This window comes from Rhodopila globiformis, from assembly GCF_002937115.1.
GTDB classification, from domain to species: domain Bacteria; phylum Pseudomonadota; class Alphaproteobacteria; order Acetobacterales; family Acetobacteraceae; genus Rhodopila; species Rhodopila globiformis.
Map to the genome: position 1 here is coordinate 1 of NZ_NHRY01000194.1, position 21,692 is coordinate 21,692.

Consider the following 21,692-nt stretch of genomic DNA (forward strand, 5'->3'; position numbering starts at 1 on the left):
GCCTGCACCTGATCACCGGCATCCGGCGCAATATGCGCAACCAGCTGATGCCGCTGGTCGACAAGCGTATGCTGCGAGGGCGCTTCGTCATCGAGACCGTGTTCGACATCCTCAAATGCCAGATGGGCCTTGAGCATTCACGTCACAGATCGCCCATCAATGCCATGGTCCATATCCTGTCCTGTCTCGTCGCTTACGCCTACAGACCCGGCAAGCCGTCCATCTTGCGCAAAGGCAAAAAGCTCGAGGCTTATCCATAGTTCGGGTTATGTATTGAGTCGGATTGCAGTATTCATGTCTGCAAGAGCACAGCAGATGACCAATTTGTCTGTTGAAGCGGATACTCGTGTGCCGTACCATCTTCCCATGGAAGATCGTGTCGCGCGGCTCGAGGAAGACATGCGGGACGTCAAGTCGGTACTGTCCCGGCTTGAGCCCATGATTGTGCGGATCGATGCCACCCTGACCGCGACGCTGCCCAACCTGGCAACCAAAGCCGAGGTTGCCGATCTTCGGACCGAGGTTGCCAAAGAAATTGCCGGCTTTCGGACCGAAGTCACCCAAGGAATCGCCGATCTTCGAACCGAAGTCACCCAAGAAATCGCCGATCTTCGGACCGAAGTCACCAAGGAAGTTGCCGATCTTCGGACCGAAGTCACCAAGGAAGTTGCCGATCTTCGGACCGAGGTCGCTTCAGAGTTCGGGACTCTACGAAGCGACATGACCGCCAAGATCGAAGGTCTGCGAACCGAGACGACAGCTGGGATCGGGGGTCTGCGAGGCGAGGTTACCAAAGAGATCGCGGAACTACGAAATGAGATGATCCAACGATTTGCTGACGTTCCGACCAAGACGTATCTGTGGGGAATCCTGGGCGTCCTGATCACCGCCTATGGCGCCGGTCTCGCGGCGCTGGCGGTGATCAAGTAACGCGAACAACCTTTCTATCGCGCGTTCGCGCTTGCCTCCGACCGCGTCGCGCCGGCCCGGGCCGCCAGCGCCGCGGCCATGAACGCATCCAGGTCGCCGTCCAGCACGGCGTCCGGATTGCCCTTCTCGACCCCCGTCCGCAGGTCCTTCACCAACTGATAGGGCGCCAGCACGTAGTTGCGGATCTGGTGGCCCCAGCCGATGTCGGTCTTCGCGCTCTCCTGCGCCGCCGTGGCCGCCTCGCGCCGCTGCAGTTCGGCCTCATACAGGCGCGCCTTCAGCATCGCCATGGCCGTCGCCCGGTTGCGATGCTGGCTGCGGTCGGTCTGGCAGGCGACGATGATTCCGGTCGGCATGTGCGTGATGCGGATTGCGCTCTCTGTCTTGTTGACGTGCTGGCCGCCGGCACCCGAGGCGCGGTAAGTGTCCACCTTCAGGTCCGCGTCGTTGATCTCGATCTCGATGGAGTCATCCACCACCGGATAGACCCAGACGCTGGCGAAGCTGGTCTGTCGCCGAGCATTGGCGTCGAACGGGCTGATGCGGACCAGACGGTGCACGCCAGCCTCGGTCTTCAGCCAGCCATAGGCGTTGGGCCCGCTGATCTGCAGCGTCGCGGACTTGATGCCGGCCTGCTCGCCCTCGCTCTCTTCCATCACCTGCACCTTGTAGCCGTGCTGCTCGGCCCAGCGCATATACATGCGCATCAGCATCTCGGCCCAGTCCTGCGCCTCGGTGCCGCCGGCGCCGGAGTTCAGCTCGACATAGCAGTCGTTGCCGTCAGCCTCGCCCGAAAGCAGGCTTTCGATCTCGCGCCGCTTCGCTTCCTCGGCCGCGGCGCGCAGGGATGCCGTCGCCTCGGCGGCCATGGCGGCGTCGCCGTCGGCTTCGGCCATCGCGATCAGTTCCATCGCGTCGGTGACCTCGGCTTCCAGCTTCTGGACGCCTTCCATCGCCGAGGCGAGCTGGTTGCGCTCCCGCATCACCTTCTGCGCGGCGGCGGGGTCGTTCCACAGCGCCGGGTCTTCGGCGCGGTTGTTCAGTTCCGCGAGGCGGCCTTCGGCGACATCCCAGTCAAAGATGCCTCCTCAGCAGCGCGACGGACTGCTTGATCTGTTCGTTCAGGGCGTCGGATTCAGCGGACATGGTTCTGCACTGCTCTCTGCAAGGGGCGGGTCAATACAGCCCGCCCATGCTGTTATCAACCCCGCCGGGGGCATTCGGCGAGGGCGCAGACGATCCATCGCCCGTCGAGGTGCTGAACGCCCCGCCACCACCGCCTCCCACGGGACCGGAGGCACCCGGGACCTGATCAGGCTTGAACGCGTCGGTGACGGTGCCGGTGCCACTCTCCCACTGCGCCAGGGTCACGCCGGGCGGGACAGGGAACGACAGCACCGGATGGCCGGCGAGCGCGGTGGCCATATAGTCATGCCAGATCGGCGCCGCCACGGCCCCGCCGGTTTCGTTGTTGCCCAACGACGCCGGGGTATCGTAGCCGACCCATACGACTGTCACCAGATCGGGGGTGAACCCGGCGAACCAGGCATCGGCGAAGTCCTGCGTCGTGCCCGTCTTGCCGGCAATCGGCCGGTTCAGCCCTTTGCCGGCCGCGACGCCGGTGCCGCGCTGCACCACCCCCTCCATCATCATCTCAAGCTGGAAGACACTGGCGGCGTCGGCGATCTGCGGCCGGCTGTCGGTGATCGTCGGCGGCGTCGCCGCATTGCTGCAATCGGCGCAGGTCAGCCCCTCGGCCCGCATCACCACGTGCCCGTCCGGGTCCTGCACGCTGTCGATCAGGGTCGGGGTCACCTCCCGCCCGCCGGTGGCCAGTGAGGCATAGGCCTGGGCCTCACGCAGGACGGTCGTCTCCACCGCGCCAAGCGCGGCCGGCAGCACCCGTGGCATGGAATCGACCATATGGAATGCGATGGCGTTATCCGCGATGGCCTTCATGCCGACACGCTGGGCGATGCGCAGGGTCACCAGATTCCGCGACTCCTCCAGCGCCACCCGCATGGACATCGGGCCGCCGAAGTTGCCCTCATAGTTGCCCGGCCGCCAACGGCCCTCGGGCGTATCGATGACAATCGGCGCATCCAGGAAGCGCTGGCTCGGCGAGATGCCTTTCTCCAGCGCAGTCAGGTAAACCATTGGCTTGAAGCTGGAGCCGGGCTGGCGGTTGGCCTGCGTGGCGCGGTTGAACTGGCTTTGCTCGAAGCTCCATCCGCCGACCATGGCCAGCACCCGCCCGGTTTGCGGGTCCAGTGAAACCAGCGCGCCCTCCACCTGCGGAATCTGCCGCAGCGTTGCACGGTTGGCGGCGGGAACCAGTGGTGGCGCCTTGCCCTTGACCGTGGCCGGCGCCGGTGCCGCCGGCTGCGCGGACGGCGGCTCGATCATCACCACGTCGCCGGTCTGGACCACGTCGGTGATGCGCCGCGGCGCCGGGTCCGGCTTGCCGTCATGCACCGGACGGGCCCAGGCCAGGTCCTGCAGCGCCAGCACCGCTGTCCTGCGCTCACCGGTCGGGCTCAGCCAATCGACCCTGGCTTCGGACTCGGTGGTCCTGGCGACGACCGCCAGCTTCCAGTTCGGCAGCATGCCGGGCGGGCGGGCGACCTCGTTCAATGCCGCCGGCCACTGGGTTTCGAAACCCGCCGGCGCAAGGGAGAGGTGCGTCACCGGACCCCGCCAGCCGCCCATCTTGCGGTCGTAGGCCATCAACCCGTTACGCACCGATTTCTCGGCGGCGATCTGCAGCGCGGGGTCCAGGCTGGTGCGGACCATCAATCCACCCTGGGTGGTGGCGTCCTGCCCGAACCGCGCGACGAGTTGCCGCCGCACTTCCTCCATGAACCAGTCGGCGCCCGGTATCGGCGGCGGACGGTGGAATTCCGACGGCACGATCGGCTCGGCCTTGGCGCTGGCTGCCTGGGCAGCGGTGATGACGTGATCCTCGGCCATGCGATCAAGCACATAGTCGCGCCGCGCCCGCGCGGCGTCGGGATACTTGAACGGATTGAGGTTGTTCGGCGCCTTCGGCAGCCCGGCCAGGAACGCCGCTTCCGCGATCGTCAGCTGGTCCATCGGCTTGTTGAAGTAGGCCTGCGCCGCCGCGGCGACCCCGTAGGAGCCAAGGCCGAGGTAGATCTCGTTCAGATAGAGTTCGAGAATCCGGTCCTTGCTGAGGGTCTGTTCGATCCGCATCGCCAGGATGGCTTCCTTCACCTTGCGCGACAGCGACATCTGGTTGTCCAGCAGCATGTTCTTGGCAACCTGCTGGGTGATCGTCGATGCGCCGATCGGCCGGCGGCCCTGGCCGGCATGCAGGAGATCGAACACGCCGGCACGCGCGATCGCCAAGGGATCGATGCCGCCATGCGAGTAGAAGTTCTGGTCTTCGGCCGAGATGAACGCCCGCTTGACGATTTCGGGGATCGCGCTGACGGGCACGAAAATCCGCCGTTCGGTCGCAAGCTCCGCCAGCAGGCGGGAATCACCGGCATAAACCCGGCTCATGACCGGCGGCTGGTAGTTCCGCAGGCCATCGACATCGGGCAGGTCGGCGGCGAAATGCTGGTACGCGATCCAGCCCACCGCGGCGCCGCCCAGACCGCCCAGCAGCACGACGGCGGCCACGGCCCCGAGGATGCCGCGCGCGATGCGCACCAGGATGCCATCGCGCCGAGGCGGTTTGCCCGGGGTCTTGCGCGGCGGTCGGGGCGCCTGCTTGTCAGGCTTGCCCGGTTCCGGCCGGTTGGAAGGCGCCAGTCTCTCGCCGGCGGTCAGTGGTCCTGTCATCGGGGGGGTATAGCGTTTCTGTTCAAATTCGCCAGCAACGGGATTGCCTGCCTGCCGTGATGCCGGTGCCGGGTCGCTGGGCGTTCAACTGCGGGCTGGGCCGGTTGGCGAGTCCCAGGTGAGGTGGCCAAATCCGGCGAAATAGGCATCCACCGCGCGATGCATCGCCTGCGCAACCAGCCGCCGGTGCGCCGCCTGGCGCAGCGCCGCCTCATCGTGCGGGTTGGACATGAAACCCATCTCCACCAGCACGCTTGGAATGTCGGTGGCCTTCAGCACGACAAAGGCGGCATGCCGGTCCGGATTGGGCAGCATCGGCAGGTCCTGGTCGAGGCTGCCGACGAGATCGCGGGCGATCCGCACCGACCCGATGCGGGTTTCCTGCCGTACCAAGCTGGCGAGAATACGGGAAACCTCCGGCGAGGTGTCCTGCCAGCTCCGGCCGATGTAGCGGTCGGCGCTGTTTTCCCGCCGCGCCAGGGCGGCGGTCTGCGCGTCGGACGCCGTCTGCGCCAGCGTGTACACCGAGGCGCCGCGCACCGAATGATCGGTCAGGGCATCCGCATGCATGGAGACAAACAGCGCCGCTCCCTTGTGCTGCGCCCGGTCCACCCTGCCATCCAGAGGGATAAAAACATCGCGAGCACGCGTCAGTTCCACCCGGTAGCGGCCGCTGGCCTCGAGCTGTCGCTTCAGTTCCAGCGCGGTGGCCAGCGAGATATTCTTCTCGAACGTGCCCGACACGCCGATCGCGCCGGGATCCTTGCCGCCATGCCCGGGATCCAGCATCACCAGGGGAAGCGGTGCCCTGGTGGCGGCCGAGCGGTGTGTGGTGGACTTCTTGTGTGCAGTGTGGTGGGGATCGGGACGGGCCGCCGCCGCGTCGTGCAGGGCAGGCGGCAGCAGGAACGTGCCGACAACAGACGTCCCTGCTGCAAGACGTTGCAGCAACAGACGACGTGTGACGACGGAAGCGGAGAGCATGACCGCCTTTAACATATCGGGTTCGATTCCGCAGCTTTGTTATTGATTACAGCGAGTTCATAACCGGGCGCCATGATCTGCTTGCGGTGAAGGCGGCTTTGCTTCATGGTCAACGTGCTCCGGTGGTGTTACCGGGGGTTGTGGTTTACCGCGGTCGGTTCAGTGCGATCACGTTTGACCCGATGCCCGGGGGCGTTCCGGCAGTGCGTGATCCCTTGACCGTCCTGATCCGTCTCAGTCCGGCAAGTGTGGGGAAGGATCCGCGTTGCCCGGGCCACATCGCCGTCCGTGTCGCGCCCGCCACCGCGGACTTGTGGCGCGCCGGGATCTGTCCGCCGCGGGACCTTTTCGCGGCAGGGGCAGCGTCAGCGACGACTTTCACACGGGGCTGCGTTTTCACAACAGGACGCGCCGACCGAACGCCGGGGATTGATGAACCACAACGTGCCATACCTGTCCGGATCTGGACTTTCGCCCGGCTTATTGGGCGGTATCGGTATCGTGTGGTCCGTTCACCATCGTTTTCCTGAACCGTCGGGCGGGCCCCTTCCCGCAAGCCTTTCAAGCCGTCCGCCGTCCGGGACCCGCACGAGGTCCGGCGCGCGCATCAAGACGGCGTATCGGAGTTCAGGACTAGATGACGAAGCGCATGCTGATCGACGCCACGCACGCGGAAGAAACCCGCGTGGTGGTGCTGGACGGTAACCGACTAGAGGATTTTGACGTCGAGACATCGACGAAGAAGCAACTTAAGGGCAACATCTACCTCGCCAAGGTCGTTCGGGTCGAACCGAGCCTGCAGGCCGCGTTCGTCGAGTACGGCGGCAACCGCCACGGGTTCCTCGCCTTCAGCGAAATCCATCCCGACTACTATCAGATCCCCGTCGCCGATCGGCAGCGCCTGTTGGAACTGCAGGCGGAAGAAGCGCGGCGCGAGGAGGAGGAGGAGGATCTCGAACTCGCGCTCAGCCAGGCCAGCGAGAGCCAGCAGGCCGCGCCGGCCCGGGCCGCGCCCCCTGCCAAACCGGCGCCGGCAGCGGAGGATTGGGCACGACCGTCCGTTCCGCTGCTGATCGCGCGCGAGGTGGTGACCGCGCCAACCGGGCCGGAAGGGGCCGGGCCGGAAGCGCCCGCGGCGGCGCCGGCTGCCGTGGCGGAAACCCGGCACGCGGAAGCCTGGGCCAGCCCGGCGCTTCCGCCGCTGCTGGCGCCATCGCCGGAAACCGAGCCGGCGGCGCAGCCCGGGCGGATCGAAACCATCGAGGGCGGGAACGAGCCTGGCGAGGACGAACAGGACTCGGATGAAACCGAATCCTTCGATGCCGACGGCGAGCGGATTGAAATCCTGCCGCCACCGGAAACCGTCGGCGGCATCGACCAGGATGCCAACGAAGAGCCGCGGGAACGGCGCCTGCCGCCTCGTTTCCTACGTAATTATAAGATCCAGGAGGTGATCCGCCGCCGGCAGATCCTGCTGGTCCAGGTCGTCAAGGAGGAGCGCGGCACCAAGGGCGCGGCGCTGACCACCTACCTGTCGCTCGCCGGCCGCTTCGGCGTGCTGATGCCCAACTCCCCCCGCGGCGGCGGCATCTCCCGCAAGATCACCTCGGCCGCCGATCGGCGTCGGCTGAAGGAGGTGATGGCCGAGCTCGACATCCCGCGCGGCATGGGCATGATCGTCCGCACCGCCGGCGCCAACCGGCCGAAGCCGGAGATCAAGCGCGACTGCGAATACTTGCTGCGGCTGTGGGACGACATCCGCGAGCACACCATGAAATCGGTGGCGCCGGCGCTGATCTATGAGGAAGCCAGCCTGATCAAGCGCTCGATCCGCGACGTCTATTCCCGCGACATCGACGAGATCCTGGTGGACGGCGAGGACGGCTGGCGCACCGCGCACGAGTTCATGCGCATGCTGATGCCCTCGCACGCCAGGAAAGTGCAGATGTGGCGCGACGGCGGCCAGCCGCTGTTCGCCCGCTACCAGGTCGAGTCCCAGCTCGACGGCATGCTGCTGCCGACGGTGCAGCTGCGCTCCGGCGGCTACCTGGTGATCAACCAGGCCGAGGCGCTGGTCGCCATCGACGTCAACTCCGGCCGTTCGACACGCGAGCGCAACATCGAGGAAACGGCGCTGCGCACCAACCTGGAAGCGGCCGACGAGGTGGCCCGCCAGCTGCGGCTGCGCGACCTGGCGGGGCTGATCGTCATCGACTTCATCGACATGGAGTCGAAGCGGCACAACGCGATGGTCGAGCGCCGCATCAAGGACGCCCTGAAGAACGACCGCGCCCGCATCCAGATCGGCCACATCAGCCATTTCGGCCTACTGGAAATGAGTCGCCAGCGCCTGCGCCCGTCGCTCGCGGAAACCAGTTTCATCCCGTGCCCGCATTGCGGCGGCACCGGCCACGTGCGCAGCACGGAAAACGCCGCGATCCACGTGCTGCGCGGCATCGAGGACGAAGGCAGCAAGCGCCGCTCGGCCGAGATCACCGTGCATGTGTCCACGCCGGTCGCGCTGTACCTATTGAATCACAAGCGTGAGCGGCTGCGGGAGATCGAGCTGCGCTATACCATGCGGGTGATCGTCGCCGCCGACGACGCGCAGATCGCGCCGCAGTACCGGATCGAGAAGATCCGCATCCGTGCGCCTGAAGACGCTCCGCCGGTTATCACGCCGGACCGCATGCTGCCGCCTCTGCCCGTGATGGAGGTCGAGCCGGAAGAGGAACCGGACGTCGTCCCGGTTGAGGACGACGAAGACGAAGGCGACGAGGATACCGATGAGGCGCGGGCCGCCGATGCAGGCGATGGCGCGGCCGGGGACGACGCCGACCGCCGTCGCGGCAGCAAGCGCCGGCGCCGGCGGCGGCGGAGCAACCGGCGCGAGGACCAGGCCACCGGCACGCCGGCCGAAGCGGCGGACGAGGCCGCGGACGCCGACGCGGAAGAACCGGTTGCCGCCGATGCGGTCACCGAGGCCGAGGCCGCACCGGCCGCCGCGGAGGAAGCGCCCGCAAGCGGCGAAGCCGTGGCCGAGGAAGAGCGCGAAGGCGGCGAACTTCCGGCCGCCGCCGAGGACGAAAGCCGCAACCGCAGGCGCGGGCGGCGCGGCGGGCGGCGCCGGCGGCGTGATGGAGACGGCGAGTTGTCTCCGTTCTCGGTCCCGGGCGCGGAGCAGCCGGAACTGCCGCCAATCTATGCCGGACCGACACCGGCGGACCCGTTCGGCGGACGGGCCTTCGACATCTTCGACATGATGGACCAGGCGGAGCAGGCGGCCGAAGCGAAGTCGCCGCCGCGTGCGCCGTCCGACGAGATCACCAATACCGGCGCGCCTGAAGCCGAAGCCGGCTTCGGTGAGCCCGCTGCCGAGGTGGCCGTGGCGGCAACCGAAGCCGTTGAAGCCGCTGCGCCGGCCGAGGCTGAGGAGGCCCCAGCACAGACCGAGGCGCCGGCGGCAGAACCGGACATCGTCAACGCCGGAGCGCCGGAGCCGGCCGCGACGCCGGAACTGGTGACCTCGGAAGCGCGTCCCGCCGACTTGCCGCAACCGGTTACGAACGGTCTGGATGAGATTGCCACCCCGGAGCCGGCGCCGGCGGAACCGGCGATCAGGCCCATCCTGGTCGGCGCGGACGGTGAAACCCCGCCCGAGAAGAAACGCGGCTGGTGGCGGCGGTAGGCATGTCTCCGTCATGACCGGGCGTGTTCCCGTTGCTATGAGGATAGGGCGGTGGCCGGAGAAGGATTTGGCGCCAGGCCCGTTGCCTCCCCGTCATGGCCGGGCGTGTCGTAGATGGCGGGGACACGCCCCATGCGTATCAGGATAAGCGGAGTGGCGGAGCAAGGGCTTCTCCCTCACCGTCGTGGCCGGGACACGCCCTACGGGATGCACACATCCCGGAAACGAGTCGGAAATGACCGTAAAATCAAGTGCTTGCCTCGCGGCCGAGAGCGTTCCCCCATCGTCATGGCCCGGCTCGTCCGGGCCACCTGTCGCGGCACACGTGCTGGAATAGGTGGCCCGGACGAGCCGGGCCATGACGAAAGAGAAACGCAGCGGCGGACCGTTTCCGAGATGTGTGCATTGCGTAGGGACACGCCCGGCCATAACGAGAGGGAGCAGACCTTGCTCCGCCCGGTGGGACGACGACCCTGCTTCGGCCGGTAAGGCAACGGCCGTGCCCCGATGCTCCGCCGTCGTCATCCCGCCCGGCGACGGCTCCGGCCCGCCCGCCGTTCAGTGCGCCTTTGTCTCGAACCGGTACGGCGTTGCGCCCGCGGTCATCGGATCTAATGCCAGCCGGTGCTCCAGCGGCGGGAAGGCGCGGCTGCCGCAGTCGGGGCGGTCGCACAGGCGGCAGGACAGGCCGATGCCGACCCGCGCGCGATCCAGGTCGAGCCCGTCGGCATAGACGACCTCGGCCGCGTTGCTCAGAGCGCATCCCATGGCAACGACATGGGTCGGGCGCGGCTCGCCCCAGCGTGCCACCGGCTGCATGACCGTGCGCGCGAAGCATAGGTAGGCTGCGCCGTCCGGCAGTTCCGCCACCTGAATCTGCAGCACGCCCGGCTGGGCGAAGGCGGTATGCACCACCCAGCGCGGGCATGACCCGCCGAAGCGGGCGAACGGGAACCCGGCGGCGGAAAACCGCTTCGACACGTTCCCGGCCGGATCCACCCGCATGAAGAAGAACGGCACGCCCCGGGCGCCGATGCGCTGCAAGGTCGAAAGCCGGTGGCAGGCCTGTTCAAACGAAACGCCGAACCGCGCGGCGACCGCCTCCATGTCGTGCCGCAGCGAGGTCGCGGCAGCAAGGAACGGCGCATACGGCATCACCAGCGCCCCGGCGACGTAGTTCAGCAGGCCGATGCGCAGCAGCATCGCGGCCTCCGGCGTCGATGGCGCCGCTTCCTTCAGGACCATTTCCAGCGCCTCGCGCGCCTCCAGCATCGCCAGCTGGAACGCCATATGGAAGCCGCGGCTCTCGCGCGGCAGCGACTCGGACAAAGCGAGGCTGCGGGTGGAGGGATCGTACCGGCGCAGCGCCATGTCCAGCGGCTGGACGCTGACGCGCACGCCGTGCTTCACGCGCAGCCGGTTCGCCAGCGCGTGGTTCATCTCGGCCGGCGCTTCCGGCGCCAGTTCGGCGGCCAGCGCCTCGGCGGCGGCTTCCAGCGCCGGGAAGTGGTTGGCGTGGTCGTCGAAGAAGTCCCGCACTTCCTCATTGGGCAGCAGGATGCGGCGGCCGGAGGGCAGGGCGATGCCGTTGGCGTCCTCGCGCGCCACGCGCCAGGCGCGATACAGTGCCAGCACCGCGCGCGCGGCATTGGGGCTGCTGGCGGCCAGGGCCTCGACCTCCGCTTCCGCCACGGAGTCGGCGCCCAGCAGCGGATCGGCGAACGCCTCGCGCAGGCCGACCTGAAGCTGGCGTTCCTGGGTGCCGGACAACTCGCCGAGGTCCACCCGCAAGGTTTCGCCGAGCTTGATCAGCAGCGACGCGGTGACGGCACGCTGGTCGTGCTCGATCAGGTTCAGGTAGCTGGCCGAGATGCCCAGCCGGGCGGCCAGGGCCTGCTGGGACAATCCCCGCTCGGTGCGCAGTCGCCGCACCGTTCGGCCGATCAAAGCACGGCTCAATTCTTACACCTTTTACAAATTCGCTTACGTGTTCGTAAAGACAACGACAAGATTGCCGCGGTCAAGGCAAACGAGGCTCTCGCTTTTCGCAGCAGCGATGTCAATTATTCACTTATTCAAAAAGGGATCAAGGAGACCTCCGTCATGCGTTCTTCCACCCCCCTGTATGCTCCCGACGGCATGGCTGGTTCCGGTCGCGATCCGGACCGGTTCGCCGGCATCAAGCGGGACTATACACCGGCGGATGTGGAACGCCTTGCCGGTTCTTTCCGCATCCGTCACACCCTGGCGGAAATCGGCGCCGCCCGGCTCTGGCATCTGCTGAGGACCGAGCCGTTTGTCGCCACGCTGGGTGCCCTGACCGGGAATCAGGCGGTGCAGCAGGTCAAGGCCGGGCTCAAGGCGATCTACCTGTCCGGCTGGCAGGTCGCCGGTGACGCCAACACCGCGGGCCAGATGTATCCCGACCAGTCGCTGTATCCGGTCGATTCGGTCCCCAACGTCGTGCGCCGCATCAACAACGCGCTGCGCCGCTGTGACCAGATCGCCACCATGGAAGGCGGCCGTGACGGCACCTACTGGATGGCGCCGATCGTCGCCGACGCGGAAGCCGGCTTCGGCGGCCCGCTGAACGCCTATGAGCTGATGAAGGCGATGATCGAGGCCGGCGCCGCGGGCGTGCACTTCGAGGACCAGTTGGCGTCCGAGAAGAAGTGCGGCCACCTGGGCGGCAAGGTGCTGGTGCCGATCCAGCAGCACATCCGCACGCTGAACGCGGCGCGGCTGGCGGCGGATGTCGAGGGCGTCCAGACCGTGCTGCTGTGCCGCACCGACGCGCAGTCGGCGCAGTTGCTGACCAGCGACGTCGATGAGCGCGACCGGCCGTTCATCACCGGCGAGCGCACGCCGGAAGGCTTCTTCCGCATCAAGCCCGGCGCCGGCAACGACTACGCCATCGCCCGCAGCCTGGCCTATGCGCCCTACGCCGATCTGCTGTGGTGGGAAACCAGCGAGCCCGACCTGCATGAGGCGGAACGGTTCGCCAACGCGATCCACAAGCAGTTTCCCGGCAAGATGCTGGCCTACAACTGCTCGCCGAGCTTCAACTGGAAGAAGAAGCTGTCGCCCGAGAAGATCGCCTCGTTCCAGCGGGAGATCGGCCGGATGGGTTACCGCTTCCAGTTCGTGACGCTGGCCGGGTTCCACAGCCTGAACCTGTCGATGTTCAACCTCGCCCGCGGCTACAAGGAGCGCGGCATGGCGGCCTACAGCGAACTGCAGCAGGCCGAGTTCGCCGCCGAGGCCGATGGCTACACCGCCACCCGTCACCAGCGCGAGGTCGGCGTCAGCTACTTTGATGCGGTGGCGACGGCGATCTCCGGCGGCCAGTCGTCCACGACGGCGTTCGCCGGCTCGACCGAGGCGGACCAGTTCCACGATCACGACCCCGGCGAGGTCACCACGGCGTCCGACCGGCACGATGACGGCCTGGTGCATAATCATGAGTGGGCCGTCAGCGGGAAATAAGCACGCCCAAGTTTGGGGGAGGCGTCTGCGGCGGGGCGAATGCTCCGCCGCTTTTTTGTTGGGGCGGCGCGATCGGCTTGACCCGAGCCTGTCGCTGAAAAAGGGCGTTCAGCGCCGTCTGCATAAAGCAAACCGCAGGTAGGTTGAGACGGATCGACGGCGCACCTTCATCGTCATGGTGGCCGCAGGGCCGCCACCCACGCATTTTGCCGCGATCAGCATCGCAAGGTGTGGATGGCGGGCTTTCACCCCATGTGCGTTATAGCTATGGCCCTCATTGTCTTGAATGCCAAACCGCGCGTTGCAACAGGAACAGCCCGGTCGCGTTTGCGCCATCGCGACCGCAGGCCGCAACACAATCGGCTCTGCGTGCTCTGCGCGCCGCTCTGCGGTCTCTGCGTTGCAAAAATGCGGTGCCGCCACAAAGAGCGGCGTTGCCGGTGAGTCGCCCGGTCATCAACGCCGATGGCGCCCCGGCCACCGCTTTCCAACGCAGAGATCGCAGAGCGGCGCGCAGAGCACGCAGAGAAGGGATTCCGGTGGCCTGCGGCCGCGATGGCTGTACGTTGATCACCGTGCCTTCTGTCATGGCCAGGATAATGAAGGCCGGATCTGCAAAATAGCGTGGAGCGAGGCAGGCTGCCTGTTCCCGTCATGGCAGCCGCAGGGCCGCCATCCACGCCTTACAGTGCTGATACCATGGAAACGCGCGTGGATGACGGCCCTGCGGCCGCCATGACGACTGAGCAGTCGCGCCGCCTGTGCCCTGTTTTACGCCTATGGGCCCTTCACCCGCCATGGCGTGGAGGGGCCGGTGCGCCGGCTCCGATGGATCGGTTATTTCAGCTCGGGCCCTTATGGACAGCAATCACCGTCACCGCACAGGCCGTTGGCATCACATCCAGTTTTCCACCGTCAGGCCCCGGATGCGCTGGAACTCGTTGACATTGGCAGTAACGACGACCGCACCCATTGAACGGGCGTGCGCCGCGATCAGCAGATCGTTCGGGCCGGCGGGCTGGCCGGCCGCTTCCAGCGATGCGCGGATATCGCCGTATTCGGCGTCCACCGGAACGTCGAGCGGCAGGATCGGCACACGCGCCAGCACGGCTTCCATTCGGGTCAACAGGCGGGCGGAGCCGCTCTTTGCCGCCCCGTATCTGAGTTCGGCGGCAGTGATGATGCTCAGGCAGAGGTTGTCCTCACCGACCTCGGCGATGCGCCTTGCGATCTTCCCGGCCGGATTTCTGATCATGTCGGACACGGTGTTGGTGTCCAGCATGTAGAGCGTCACAGGTTTACGTCGGCAAGCGGCTGCAAGGTCGCGTCCACGTCAGGGAACGCCTCGTCCAGGGGCTCCCAGCTCGCCAGCAACGCCAGCAAAGTGCCAGTGCGCACCGGCTGGATAATGAGCCGATCACCATCGCGGCTGATGATGGCCTCACTGCCAGGCAGTTCGAATTCCACCGGAATGCGGATGGCCTGGTTGCGGTTGTTGCGAAAGAGCCTGACGCGGCGGGGTGCGGGGTTGGGCCGAGGCACGGTGTTGGCCTTCGTGGTATATGCCATAAGCATATGCCAAATGGCCACCCGGTGCAAGGCCGATCCGTGTCGCGTTTCGCTTCGAGGAAGGGAATAATACCGGCGGCCTGGTTCGCTGCCCGGTTCTCGTCGGCGAATCCGACCGAGGGATCGCGTTGCGGGCGATATCCGCGATCAATGCCTTGCTCCGGCGGAGCGGACCGGATGGCACGCCGCGGCCTGTTCGCTCCGCCGTCATCCGCGTTCATCCGTGTTCATCTGCGGTTCCCTTGTTCCACGGCACGAACAACCACGTTGCGTCCCGGCCCGCGCACGGCCGGTCGGTTCGTCCCACGCCGCGAGTGCCTGGTTGGGGAACCGCAGATGAACGCGGATGAAAGCAGATGGTCTTGTTCTGCGCCTCCGGGGGCTTTCTCCGCGCACGCAGGCTATCGGGCATGAACCGATCGTGGCGGCACAAGGCGGGATGGGTCCCCGCTCCAACCCGCTGCTATGACGTTGCCTTGTCCGTGCGACTCAACACGCGTCGTTGCGCGAGCCAACTCGTGCGGTCGCAGGGAACCGCAGACAGGTTCGGCCGGGCGGTCCACGTCATTTCCAGCCTGCGCGCCCGCCACGACGATGACGACGACGCGCCGTTGCTCCGTCCCCAGGCGACCTGCGGTTCGCTGGAACCGGCTCCCAACGTTCAAACGCCGTGACGGTCGGTATCACAGTATAGTGCCGTTAAGGGAAACAGCTTGACCTTTACGTCAACCTCTATAGTTTAGATGGCGAAAACTCGCCCCTGACGCCCATCCAGTGCCGGTGGCAGAGAAAAACAAACCCAGGAGGGACCCAATGGACGCCCTGTCGCATGCGCCGCTGGAGCCGATGACGGTGTCCGCTATGCTGGACAACACCGCCGCCCGGTTCAGCGATCGTCCTGCGATGAGTTTCCTCGGGCGGCGCTGGACCTATGGCGAACTGGCTGATGCGGTCGGGCGGGCGGCGGCGGGCCTGCAGAGCCTGGGCGTCCGGCCGGGCGACCGGGTCGGGCTGTGCCTGCCGAACACGCCGTACTATGTGATCTTCTACTACGCCGCGCTGAAGGCCGGCGCGGTCGTGGTCAACTACAACCCGCTCTATGTCGCGCGCGAACTGCACCAGCAGATCGTCGACTCCGCGACCACCGTCATGATCGTGCCGGACCTCGCCGCGATCTGCGACAAGGTGCTCGGGCTGCCGCCGGACTCCGGCCTGAAGCGGGTGGTCGTCTGCCCGTTCGCCGACGCCTTGCCGGCGACCAAACGGGCGGCGTTCACCGTCTTCAAGCGCAGCCTGCTCGCGCACCCAGCCTGGAGCGAGCAGGTCGTGTCCTACCGGACGTTGATGGCCCAGGGCGGGCCGGCGGCGCCGGTGGCGGCCGATCCGTCCGACCTGGCGGTGCTGCAATATACCGGTGGCACGACCGGATTGCCCAAGGGCGCGATGCTGACCCATGCCAACCTGTCGATCAACGCCCAGCAGACCCTGCATCACATGCCCAGCATGCGCCCGGGCGAGGAACGGTTCATGGCGATCCTGCCGTTCTTTCACGTCTTCGCCATGACGTCGGTGCTGAACGCCAGCATCCTGGCCGGCGGCGAGCTGATCCTGCATCCGCGCTTCGAGATCGATGCCGTGATGCGCTCGCTCCGGCGCGACAAGCCGACGATCATGCATGCCGTGCCGACGATCTACAACGCGATCGCGGCCAGGGCGGAACAGCACCGCGTAACGTTCCCCAGCCTGCGCCTGTGCGTCTCCGGCGGCGCGCCGCTGCCGGCGGAAATCCGCGAGCGCTTCCAGAAGCTGACCGGCTGCCGGGTCATCGAGGGCTACGGCCTGACCGAAGCCTCGCCCGTCGTCGCCTCCAATCCGCCGGACGGCGAGGTCCGCCCCGGCTCGGTCGGCATCGTCGTCCAGGGCACGCAGGTGGAAATCCGCGGCATCGACGACATCAGGCGCATCCTGCCGCCGGGCGAGCGAGGCGAGATCTGCGTCCGCGGCCCGCAAGTGATGCAGGGCTACCTGAATCGGGAAGCGGAAACGCGGGCCGTCTTCGTCGATGGCGGGCTGCGCACCGGCGACGCCGGTTATCTCGACCCCGACGGTTACCTGTACGTGACCGATAGGCTGAAGGACCTGGTGATCTGCAGCGGCTACAACGTCTATCCCCGGGTCATCGAGGATGCGCTGTACGAACATCCGGCGGTCGCCGAGGCCATCGTCATCGGCATCCCCGACGATTATCGCGGCCAGGCGCCGCTGGCCTTCGTAACGCTGCGGCCAGGCGAGGCCGCGGATGGTGAGACGCTGCGCGACTTCCTCCGCGATCGGGTCTCGCCGATCGAACTGCCGGTGCGGGTGGAAATCCGCGACAGCCTGCCGAAGACCCTGATCGGCAAGCTGTCGCGCAAGGAGCTGATTGCCGAAATGACCGCACTTTATGCCAAGCAGACCTCGCAACCATGACGGGGCGCGCGCTTATGCCTGACGGGACGCGGCGGCGGATGGAAAAGAATCTGGCAGCTCCGTTGCCTCATCGTCACGGCTTGGCGCACTTTTCTCCTCATGGCCGGGCACGCTTTCTCCGTCATGGCCGGGCGTGTCCCTACGCAATGCACACATCCTGGAAACGAGTCGGAAATGACGGTAAAATCAAGTGCTTGCCTGGGCGCCAAGAGCGTTCCCCCATCGTCATGGCCCGGCTTGTCCGGGCCACCTGTCGCGGCACAAGTGCTGGAATAGGTGGCCCGGACAAGCCGGGCCATGACGAAAGGGAAACGCCACGGCGGACCGTTTCCGAGATGTGTGCATCCCGTAGGGCGTGTCCCGGCCATCCACCCCCCGCCGTCGAAGCGCGGGTGGCCGGGACACGCCTGGCCATGACGAGGGGGCGGAGACCTCTCCTGCTACGCCCGAGGCACACGCCATGAGCGACGGATCGCTGTACACAGTCACGGAACTGGCGAAGCAGCTCGGCATGACGCCGCGCGCCATCCGTTTCTATGAAGACAAGGGCCTGATCACGCCGCAGCGCGCCGGCACCACCCGCGTGTTTTCCGCCCGCGACCGCGCCCGCATGATCCTGATCCTGCGCGGCAAGCGGCTCGGCTTCTCGCTGAGTGCGATCAAGGAATATCTCGATCTTTACGACACCGACGTCACCCAGCATGCGCAACTGAAGCTGCTGGCCGCGGGCGTGGCCAGGCGCCGCGCCCAGCTTCTCGCGCAACGCCAGGCCATCGACGAGGCGCTGGCCGAACTCGACGACATCGCCGCCCAGACCGAGGCGGCATTGCAATCACCTGCCCCTCGCGCACGCCGCGCGGCGGGCTGACACGGAACGGAGGACAACAACCATGACCAGTGCGGTGATCGCCGGCTATGCCCGGTCGCCCTTTCACTTCGCCGGCAAGGGCGCCCTGGCGCGCGTCCGTCCCGATGACCTCGCTGCCCAGGTCGTCCGCGCGCTGATCAGCCGCACCGGCATCAAACCGGAGGACATCGAGGACATCATCGTCGGCTGCGCCTTCCCCGAAGGTGAGCAGGGCCTGAACGTCGCCCGGCTGATTGCCCTGCTGGCCGACTTGCCACTGTCGGTCGCCGGCGTGACGGTCAACCGCTTCTGCGGCTCCTCGATGCAGTCGATCCACATCGCCGCCGGCCAGATCGCGCTCGGCGCCGGGGACGTGTTCATCTGCGCCGGCATCGAGAGCATGAGCCGCGTGCCGATGATGGGCTACAACCCGCTGGTCAACCCGGCGCTGATGCAGTCCATGCCGTCCGCCTACATCAGCATGGGCGAGACGGCCGAAAACGTTGCCCGCAAGTGGCAGATCCCCCGCGGCGAGCAGGAGGCGTTCGCCGTGCGCAGCCACCAGCGCGCCGCCGCCGCCGTCGCCGCCGGGCATCTGGCGGACGAGATCGTGCCAATCACCGGCAAGGGCGGCACGGTGGAGCAGGACGGCTGCATCCGCCCCGACACCACCGCCGAGGGCCTCGCCGGGCTTAAGCCGGCGTTCGACAAGGATGGGACCGTCACCGCCGGCACGTCCTCGCCGCTGACCGACGGCGCATCGGCGGTATTGGTCTGCAGCGAGGCCTATGCCGACAAGCACGGCATCAGGCCGCTTGCCCGCATCCGCTCCATCGCCGTTGCCGGCTGCGCGCCGGAGATCATGGGCATCGGCCCGGTCGCCGCGACGAAGAAGGCGCTGGGACGCGCCGGCCTGGAGATCGGCGCGCTCGACGTCGTCGAACTGAACGAGGCCTTCGCCAGCCAGGCGATCGCCTGTGCCCGCGAGCTTGGCATCCGCGACGAGACGCTGAACCTCGACGGTGGCGCGATCGCGCTGGGCCATCCGCTGGGCGCGACCGGTGCCCGCATCACCGGCAAGGCGGCGTCCTTGCTGGCCCGCACCGGCGGCCGCTTTGCCCTGGCCAGCCAGTGCATCGGCGGCGGCCAGGGCATCGCCACGATCCTGGAGCGCGTGTGATGGCCGCCGCGATCCGCCGTGTCGGCGTCATCGGCGCCGGCACAATGGGGGCCGGCATCGCCGCGCAGGTGGCGAATGCCGGCGTGCCGGTGGCGCTGCTGGATATCGTCCCGCCGGACGCCACCAACCGCAACGTGCTGGCGGAGACGGCACTGGCGCGGCTGCGCAAGGCCGAACCCGCCGCCTTCATGCACGACGCCGCGGCGAAACTGGTCACCATCGGCAACCTCGAGGACGACCTGGGCAAGCTGGCCGATTGCGACTGGATCATCGAGGCCGTGTTGGAGCGGGTGGACATCAAGCAGGCGCTGTACCGCCGGCTGGAAGCCGTCCACCGCCCGGGCTGCGCCATCAGTTCCAACACCTCGACCATCGGCCTGAAGCTGCTGACCGAGGGCCTAAGCGAGGCGTTCCGGCGCGACTTTCTGATCACGCATTTCTTCAACCCGCCGCGCTACATGCGCCTGCTGGAGATCGTCACCGGCCCCGAAACGTCGCCGGAAACCGTCGAAGCCGTCACCCGCTTCGCCGACGTGGCGCTGGGCAAGAGCATCGTGCACTGCGCCGACAGCCCCGGCTTCATCGCCAACCGGCTCGGCATCTACTGGCTGCAACTGGCACTGACCGAGGCGATCGACCAGGGGCTGACGGTGGAGGAGGCGGACGCGATCGTCGGTCCGCCAATGGGCATCCCGAAGACCGGCGTATTCGGCCTGATGGATCTGGTCGGCATCGACATGGGCCCGCTGGTCAACGCCTCGATGCGCGCCGTGCTGCCGAAGTCCGACGCGTTCCACCGCATCGACCGCGACGTGCCGCTGGTGACCCGCATGATCGGGCAGGGCCTGACCGGGCGGAAAGGCAAGGGCGGGTTCTATCGGCTCGACCGTGCCGCGGGCGGGCGCGCCAAGCAGGCGATCGACCTGCAAACCGGCGACTACCGCCCGGAACGCAAGCCGGCGCTGCCGGAGATCGAGGCCGCCGGCCGCGACCTACGGGCGCTGCTGGCGTCGCCCGGCAAGGCGGGAACCTATGCCTTCCGCGTGCTGGCGCAGACCATCGCCTATGCCGCGACGCTGGTCCCGGACGTGGCGGAATCGATCGCCGACGTCGATGAGGCGATGCGGCTCGGCTACGCCTGGACGTGGGGGCCGTTCGAACTGGCCGACAAGCTCGGCACGGCGTGGCTGGTGGACCAGCTTGCCGCGCAGGGCATGGACGTGCCGGCGCTGCTGCGCGATGCGGCCGGGCGCAGCTTCTACCGGGTGGAAGCGGGCAAGCGGCAATATCTGGGCACAGACGGCGAGTACCACGATATCGTCCGCGCGCCGGGCGTGCTGCTGCTGGCGGACATCAAGCTGGCGTCGAAGCCGGTGCTGCGCAATGCCTCCGCCGCGCTGTGGGACATCGGCGACGGCGTCGCCTGCTTCGAGTTCACCGGCAAGTCGAACGCGCTGGACGACAAGACCATCGAGCTTCTGGGCCAGTCGATCGAGGTGGTGCGCAGTCGGTTCAAGGCGCTGGTGATCTACAACGAGGGCAGCAACTTCTCGCTCGGCGCCAACCTCGGCCTGGCGCTGTTCGCCGCCAACATCGCCGCCTGGGGCGAGATCGAAAAGCAGATCGCCGCCGGGCAGAAGACCTACAAGGCGCTGAAATACGCCCCGTTCCCGGTGGTGGCGGCGCCGTCCGGCATGGCGCTGGGCGGCGGCTGCGAGATCATCCTGCATTCGGACGCGGTGCAGGCGCATGCCGAGAGCTACATCGGCCTGGTCGAGTGCGGCGTCGGCCTGGTCCCCGGCTGGGGCGGCTGCGGCGAGATGCTGGCGCGCTGGCGGGCCGAGCCGAAGCTGCCGCGCGGTCCGATGCCGGCGCCGGCCAAGGTGTTCGAGGGCGTCAGCACCGCGGACGTCTCGAAATCGGCGCACCAGGCGATGGAGAAGCATTTCCTGCGCCCGACCGACGGCATCACCATGAACCGCGACCGCCTGCTGGCGGACGCGAAGCAGCGGGCGCTGGGCCTGGTGGACGGCTACAAGCCGCCGGAGCCGCCGACGTTCGTGCTGCCGGGGCCGTCCGGGCGGGCCGGCCTGTATTCGGCCGCCCTCGGCTTCCACCGGCGCGGCCTGGCAACCGACCATGACCTGGTGGTCGCCGATGCGCTGGCCGAGGTGCTGTCCGGCGGGGACACCGACATCATCGACACGGTGGACGAGCAGGCGATGCTCGACCTGGAGCGGCGGGCGTTCATGCGCCTGGCTCGCACCGCGCCGACGCTGGCGCGGATCGAGCACACGCTCGAAACCGGCAAGCCGTTGCGGAATTAGGATGGTGTATGAACCGGCGTAGAATCCAACCGTTGGGCGCCAGCAGCTCATCGTCATGGCCCGGCTCGCCCGCATTGGCGCTAACCGAGAGCCATGGAGCCGGGTCCGTTGCCCCTCCGTCATGGCCGGGCGTGTCCCCATGCGTATCAGGATAAGGCGGTGGCTTGAGAACGGCCTTTCCCTGATCGTCATGGCCCGGCTTGTCCGGGCCACGACGAGGGAGAAACGGCACGCGCCGCCGAACCTTTCTCCAGTCGCCAGCTTATCCTGATACGTATGGGGCGTGTTCCGGCCATCTGCGCTTCGACGGTTGGGGGTAGATGGCCGGGACACGCCCGGCCATGACGATAGGGCGGCGACGATGTCCTGTTTCCGATCATGACGGCGAGAACCAGAAGGTAGCGA

At 67.3% G+C, this 21,692-nt stretch carries 14 protein-coding genes; 8 read left to right on the top strand and 6 right to left on the bottom strand.

Translation table 11 applies throughout. The features are described from left to right. Together CCS01_RS17895 and CCS01_RS17900 are read left to right on the top strand one after the other, a co-directional pair. Nucleotides 1-260 (top strand): transposase (locus CCS01_RS17895; protein ID WP_146101659.1); only part of this gene is annotated, 260 nt, incomplete at its 5' end. A gap of 55 nt (nucleotides 261-315) precedes the next feature. Next, nucleotides 316-930: a DUF1640 domain-containing protein gene (locus CCS01_RS17900; RefSeq protein WP_146101830.1), complete on the top strand. Its 615-nt coding sequence runs from the start codon at nucleotides 316-318 to the stop codon at nucleotides 928-930. A 14-nt stretch (nucleotides 931-944) separates the two neighbouring features. Here CCS01_RS17900 and prfB read toward each other — a convergent pair. From prfB to CCS01_RS17915, 3 genes are all read right to left on the bottom strand, one after another. Then, a protein-coding gene (gene prfB, locus CCS01_RS17905) for a peptide chain release factor 2 (protein ID WP_104520141.1) occupies nucleotides 945-2,076 on the bottom strand; the annotation gives its coding sequence in 2 pieces (ribosomal slippage) (nucleotides 945-2,006 and nucleotides 2,008-2,076; 1,131 coding nt in all). 30 nt (nucleotides 2,077-2,106) lie between these two features. Continuing rightward, nucleotides 2,107-4,737, bottom strand: a complete 2,631-nt coding sequence (locus CCS01_RS17910; RefSeq protein ID WP_193540145.1) for a penicillin-binding protein 1A — start codon at nucleotides 4,735-4,737, stop codon at nucleotides 2,107-2,109. Between the two features lie 84 nt (nucleotides 4,738-4,821). Then, nucleotides 4,822-5,721 carry an N-acetylmuramoyl-L-alanine amidase family protein gene (locus CCS01_RS17915; protein ID WP_239992216.1) on the bottom strand — a complete coding sequence of 300 codons (900 nt, stop codon included), beginning with the start codon at nucleotides 5,719-5,721 and terminating at the stop codon, nucleotides 4,822-4,824. Between the two features lie 637 nt (nucleotides 5,722-6,358). Here CCS01_RS17915 and CCS01_RS17920 point away from each other — a divergent pair. Then, nucleotides 6,359-9,409: an Rne/Rng family ribonuclease gene (locus tag CCS01_RS17920; protein ID WP_104520143.1), complete on the top strand. Its 3,051-nt coding sequence runs from the start codon at nucleotides 6,359-6,361 to the stop codon at nucleotides 9,407-9,409. A 558-nt stretch (nucleotides 9,410-9,967) separates the two neighbouring features. On the opposite strand, the gene CCS01_RS17925 is transcribed toward CCS01_RS17920, so the two are convergent. Then, nucleotides 9,968-11,368: a helix-turn-helix domain-containing protein gene (locus CCS01_RS17925; protein WP_104520144.1), complete on the bottom strand. Its 1,401-nt coding sequence runs from the start codon at nucleotides 11,366-11,368 to the stop codon at nucleotides 9,968-9,970. Between the two features lie 144 nt (nucleotides 11,369-11,512). Between CCS01_RS17925 and aceA the strand changes: the two genes are divergently transcribed. Further along, nucleotides 11,513-12,895 (top strand): isocitrate lyase, encoded by a 1,383-nt coding sequence (gene aceA / locus CCS01_RS17930; RefSeq protein WP_193540146.1) that lies wholly within the window; start codon nucleotides 11,513-11,515, stop codon nucleotides 12,893-12,895. Nucleotides 12,896-13,790: 895 nt separating this feature from the next. Here aceA and CCS01_RS17935 read toward each other — a convergent pair. Both CCS01_RS17935 and CCS01_RS17940 read right to left on the bottom strand, forming a co-directional pair. Beyond that, a complete protein-coding gene (locus tag CCS01_RS17935) occupies nucleotides 13,791-14,177 on the bottom strand; it encodes a type II toxin-antitoxin system VapC family toxin (RefSeq protein ID WP_104520154.1) in 387 nt (128 codons plus the stop codon). 8 nt (nucleotides 14,178-14,185) lie between these two features. Then, nucleotides 14,186-14,464 (bottom strand): antitoxin, encoded by a 279-nt coding sequence (locus CCS01_RS17940; RefSeq protein WP_104520145.1) that lies wholly within the window; start codon nucleotides 14,462-14,464, stop codon nucleotides 14,186-14,188. Nucleotides 14,465-15,277: 813 nt separating this feature from the next. On the opposite strand from CCS01_RS17940, the gene CCS01_RS17945 reads away from it, so the two are divergent. From CCS01_RS17945 to CCS01_RS17960, 4 genes are all read left to right on the top strand, one after another. Further along, nucleotides 15,278-16,933 carry a long-chain-fatty-acid--CoA ligase gene (locus tag CCS01_RS17945; protein ID WP_104520146.1) on the top strand — a complete coding sequence of 552 codons (1,656 nt, stop codon included), beginning with the start codon at nucleotides 15,278-15,280 and terminating at the stop codon, nucleotides 16,931-16,933. A gap of 460 nt (nucleotides 16,934-17,393) precedes the next feature. Next, nucleotides 17,394-17,801, top strand: coding sequence for a MerR family transcriptional regulator (locus CCS01_RS17950; protein ID WP_104520147.1), 408 nt, complete (start codon nucleotides 17,394-17,396; stop codon nucleotides 17,799-17,801). A gap of 22 nt (nucleotides 17,802-17,823) precedes the next feature. Continuing rightward, nucleotides 17,824-18,960, top strand: coding sequence for a thiolase family protein (locus CCS01_RS17955; RefSeq protein WP_104520148.1), 1,137 nt, complete (start codon nucleotides 17,824-17,826; stop codon nucleotides 18,958-18,960). Next, complete coding sequence (locus CCS01_RS17960) at nucleotides 18,960-21,287, top strand: 3-hydroxyacyl-CoA dehydrogenase/enoyl-CoA hydratase family protein (protein WP_104520149.1); 2,328 nt, start codon at nucleotides 18,960-18,962, stop codon at nucleotides 21,285-21,287. The genes CCS01_RS17955 and CCS01_RS17960 overlap by 1 nt, the downstream gene beginning before the upstream one ends. Nucleotides 21,288-21,692 lie beyond the last annotated feature (405 nt).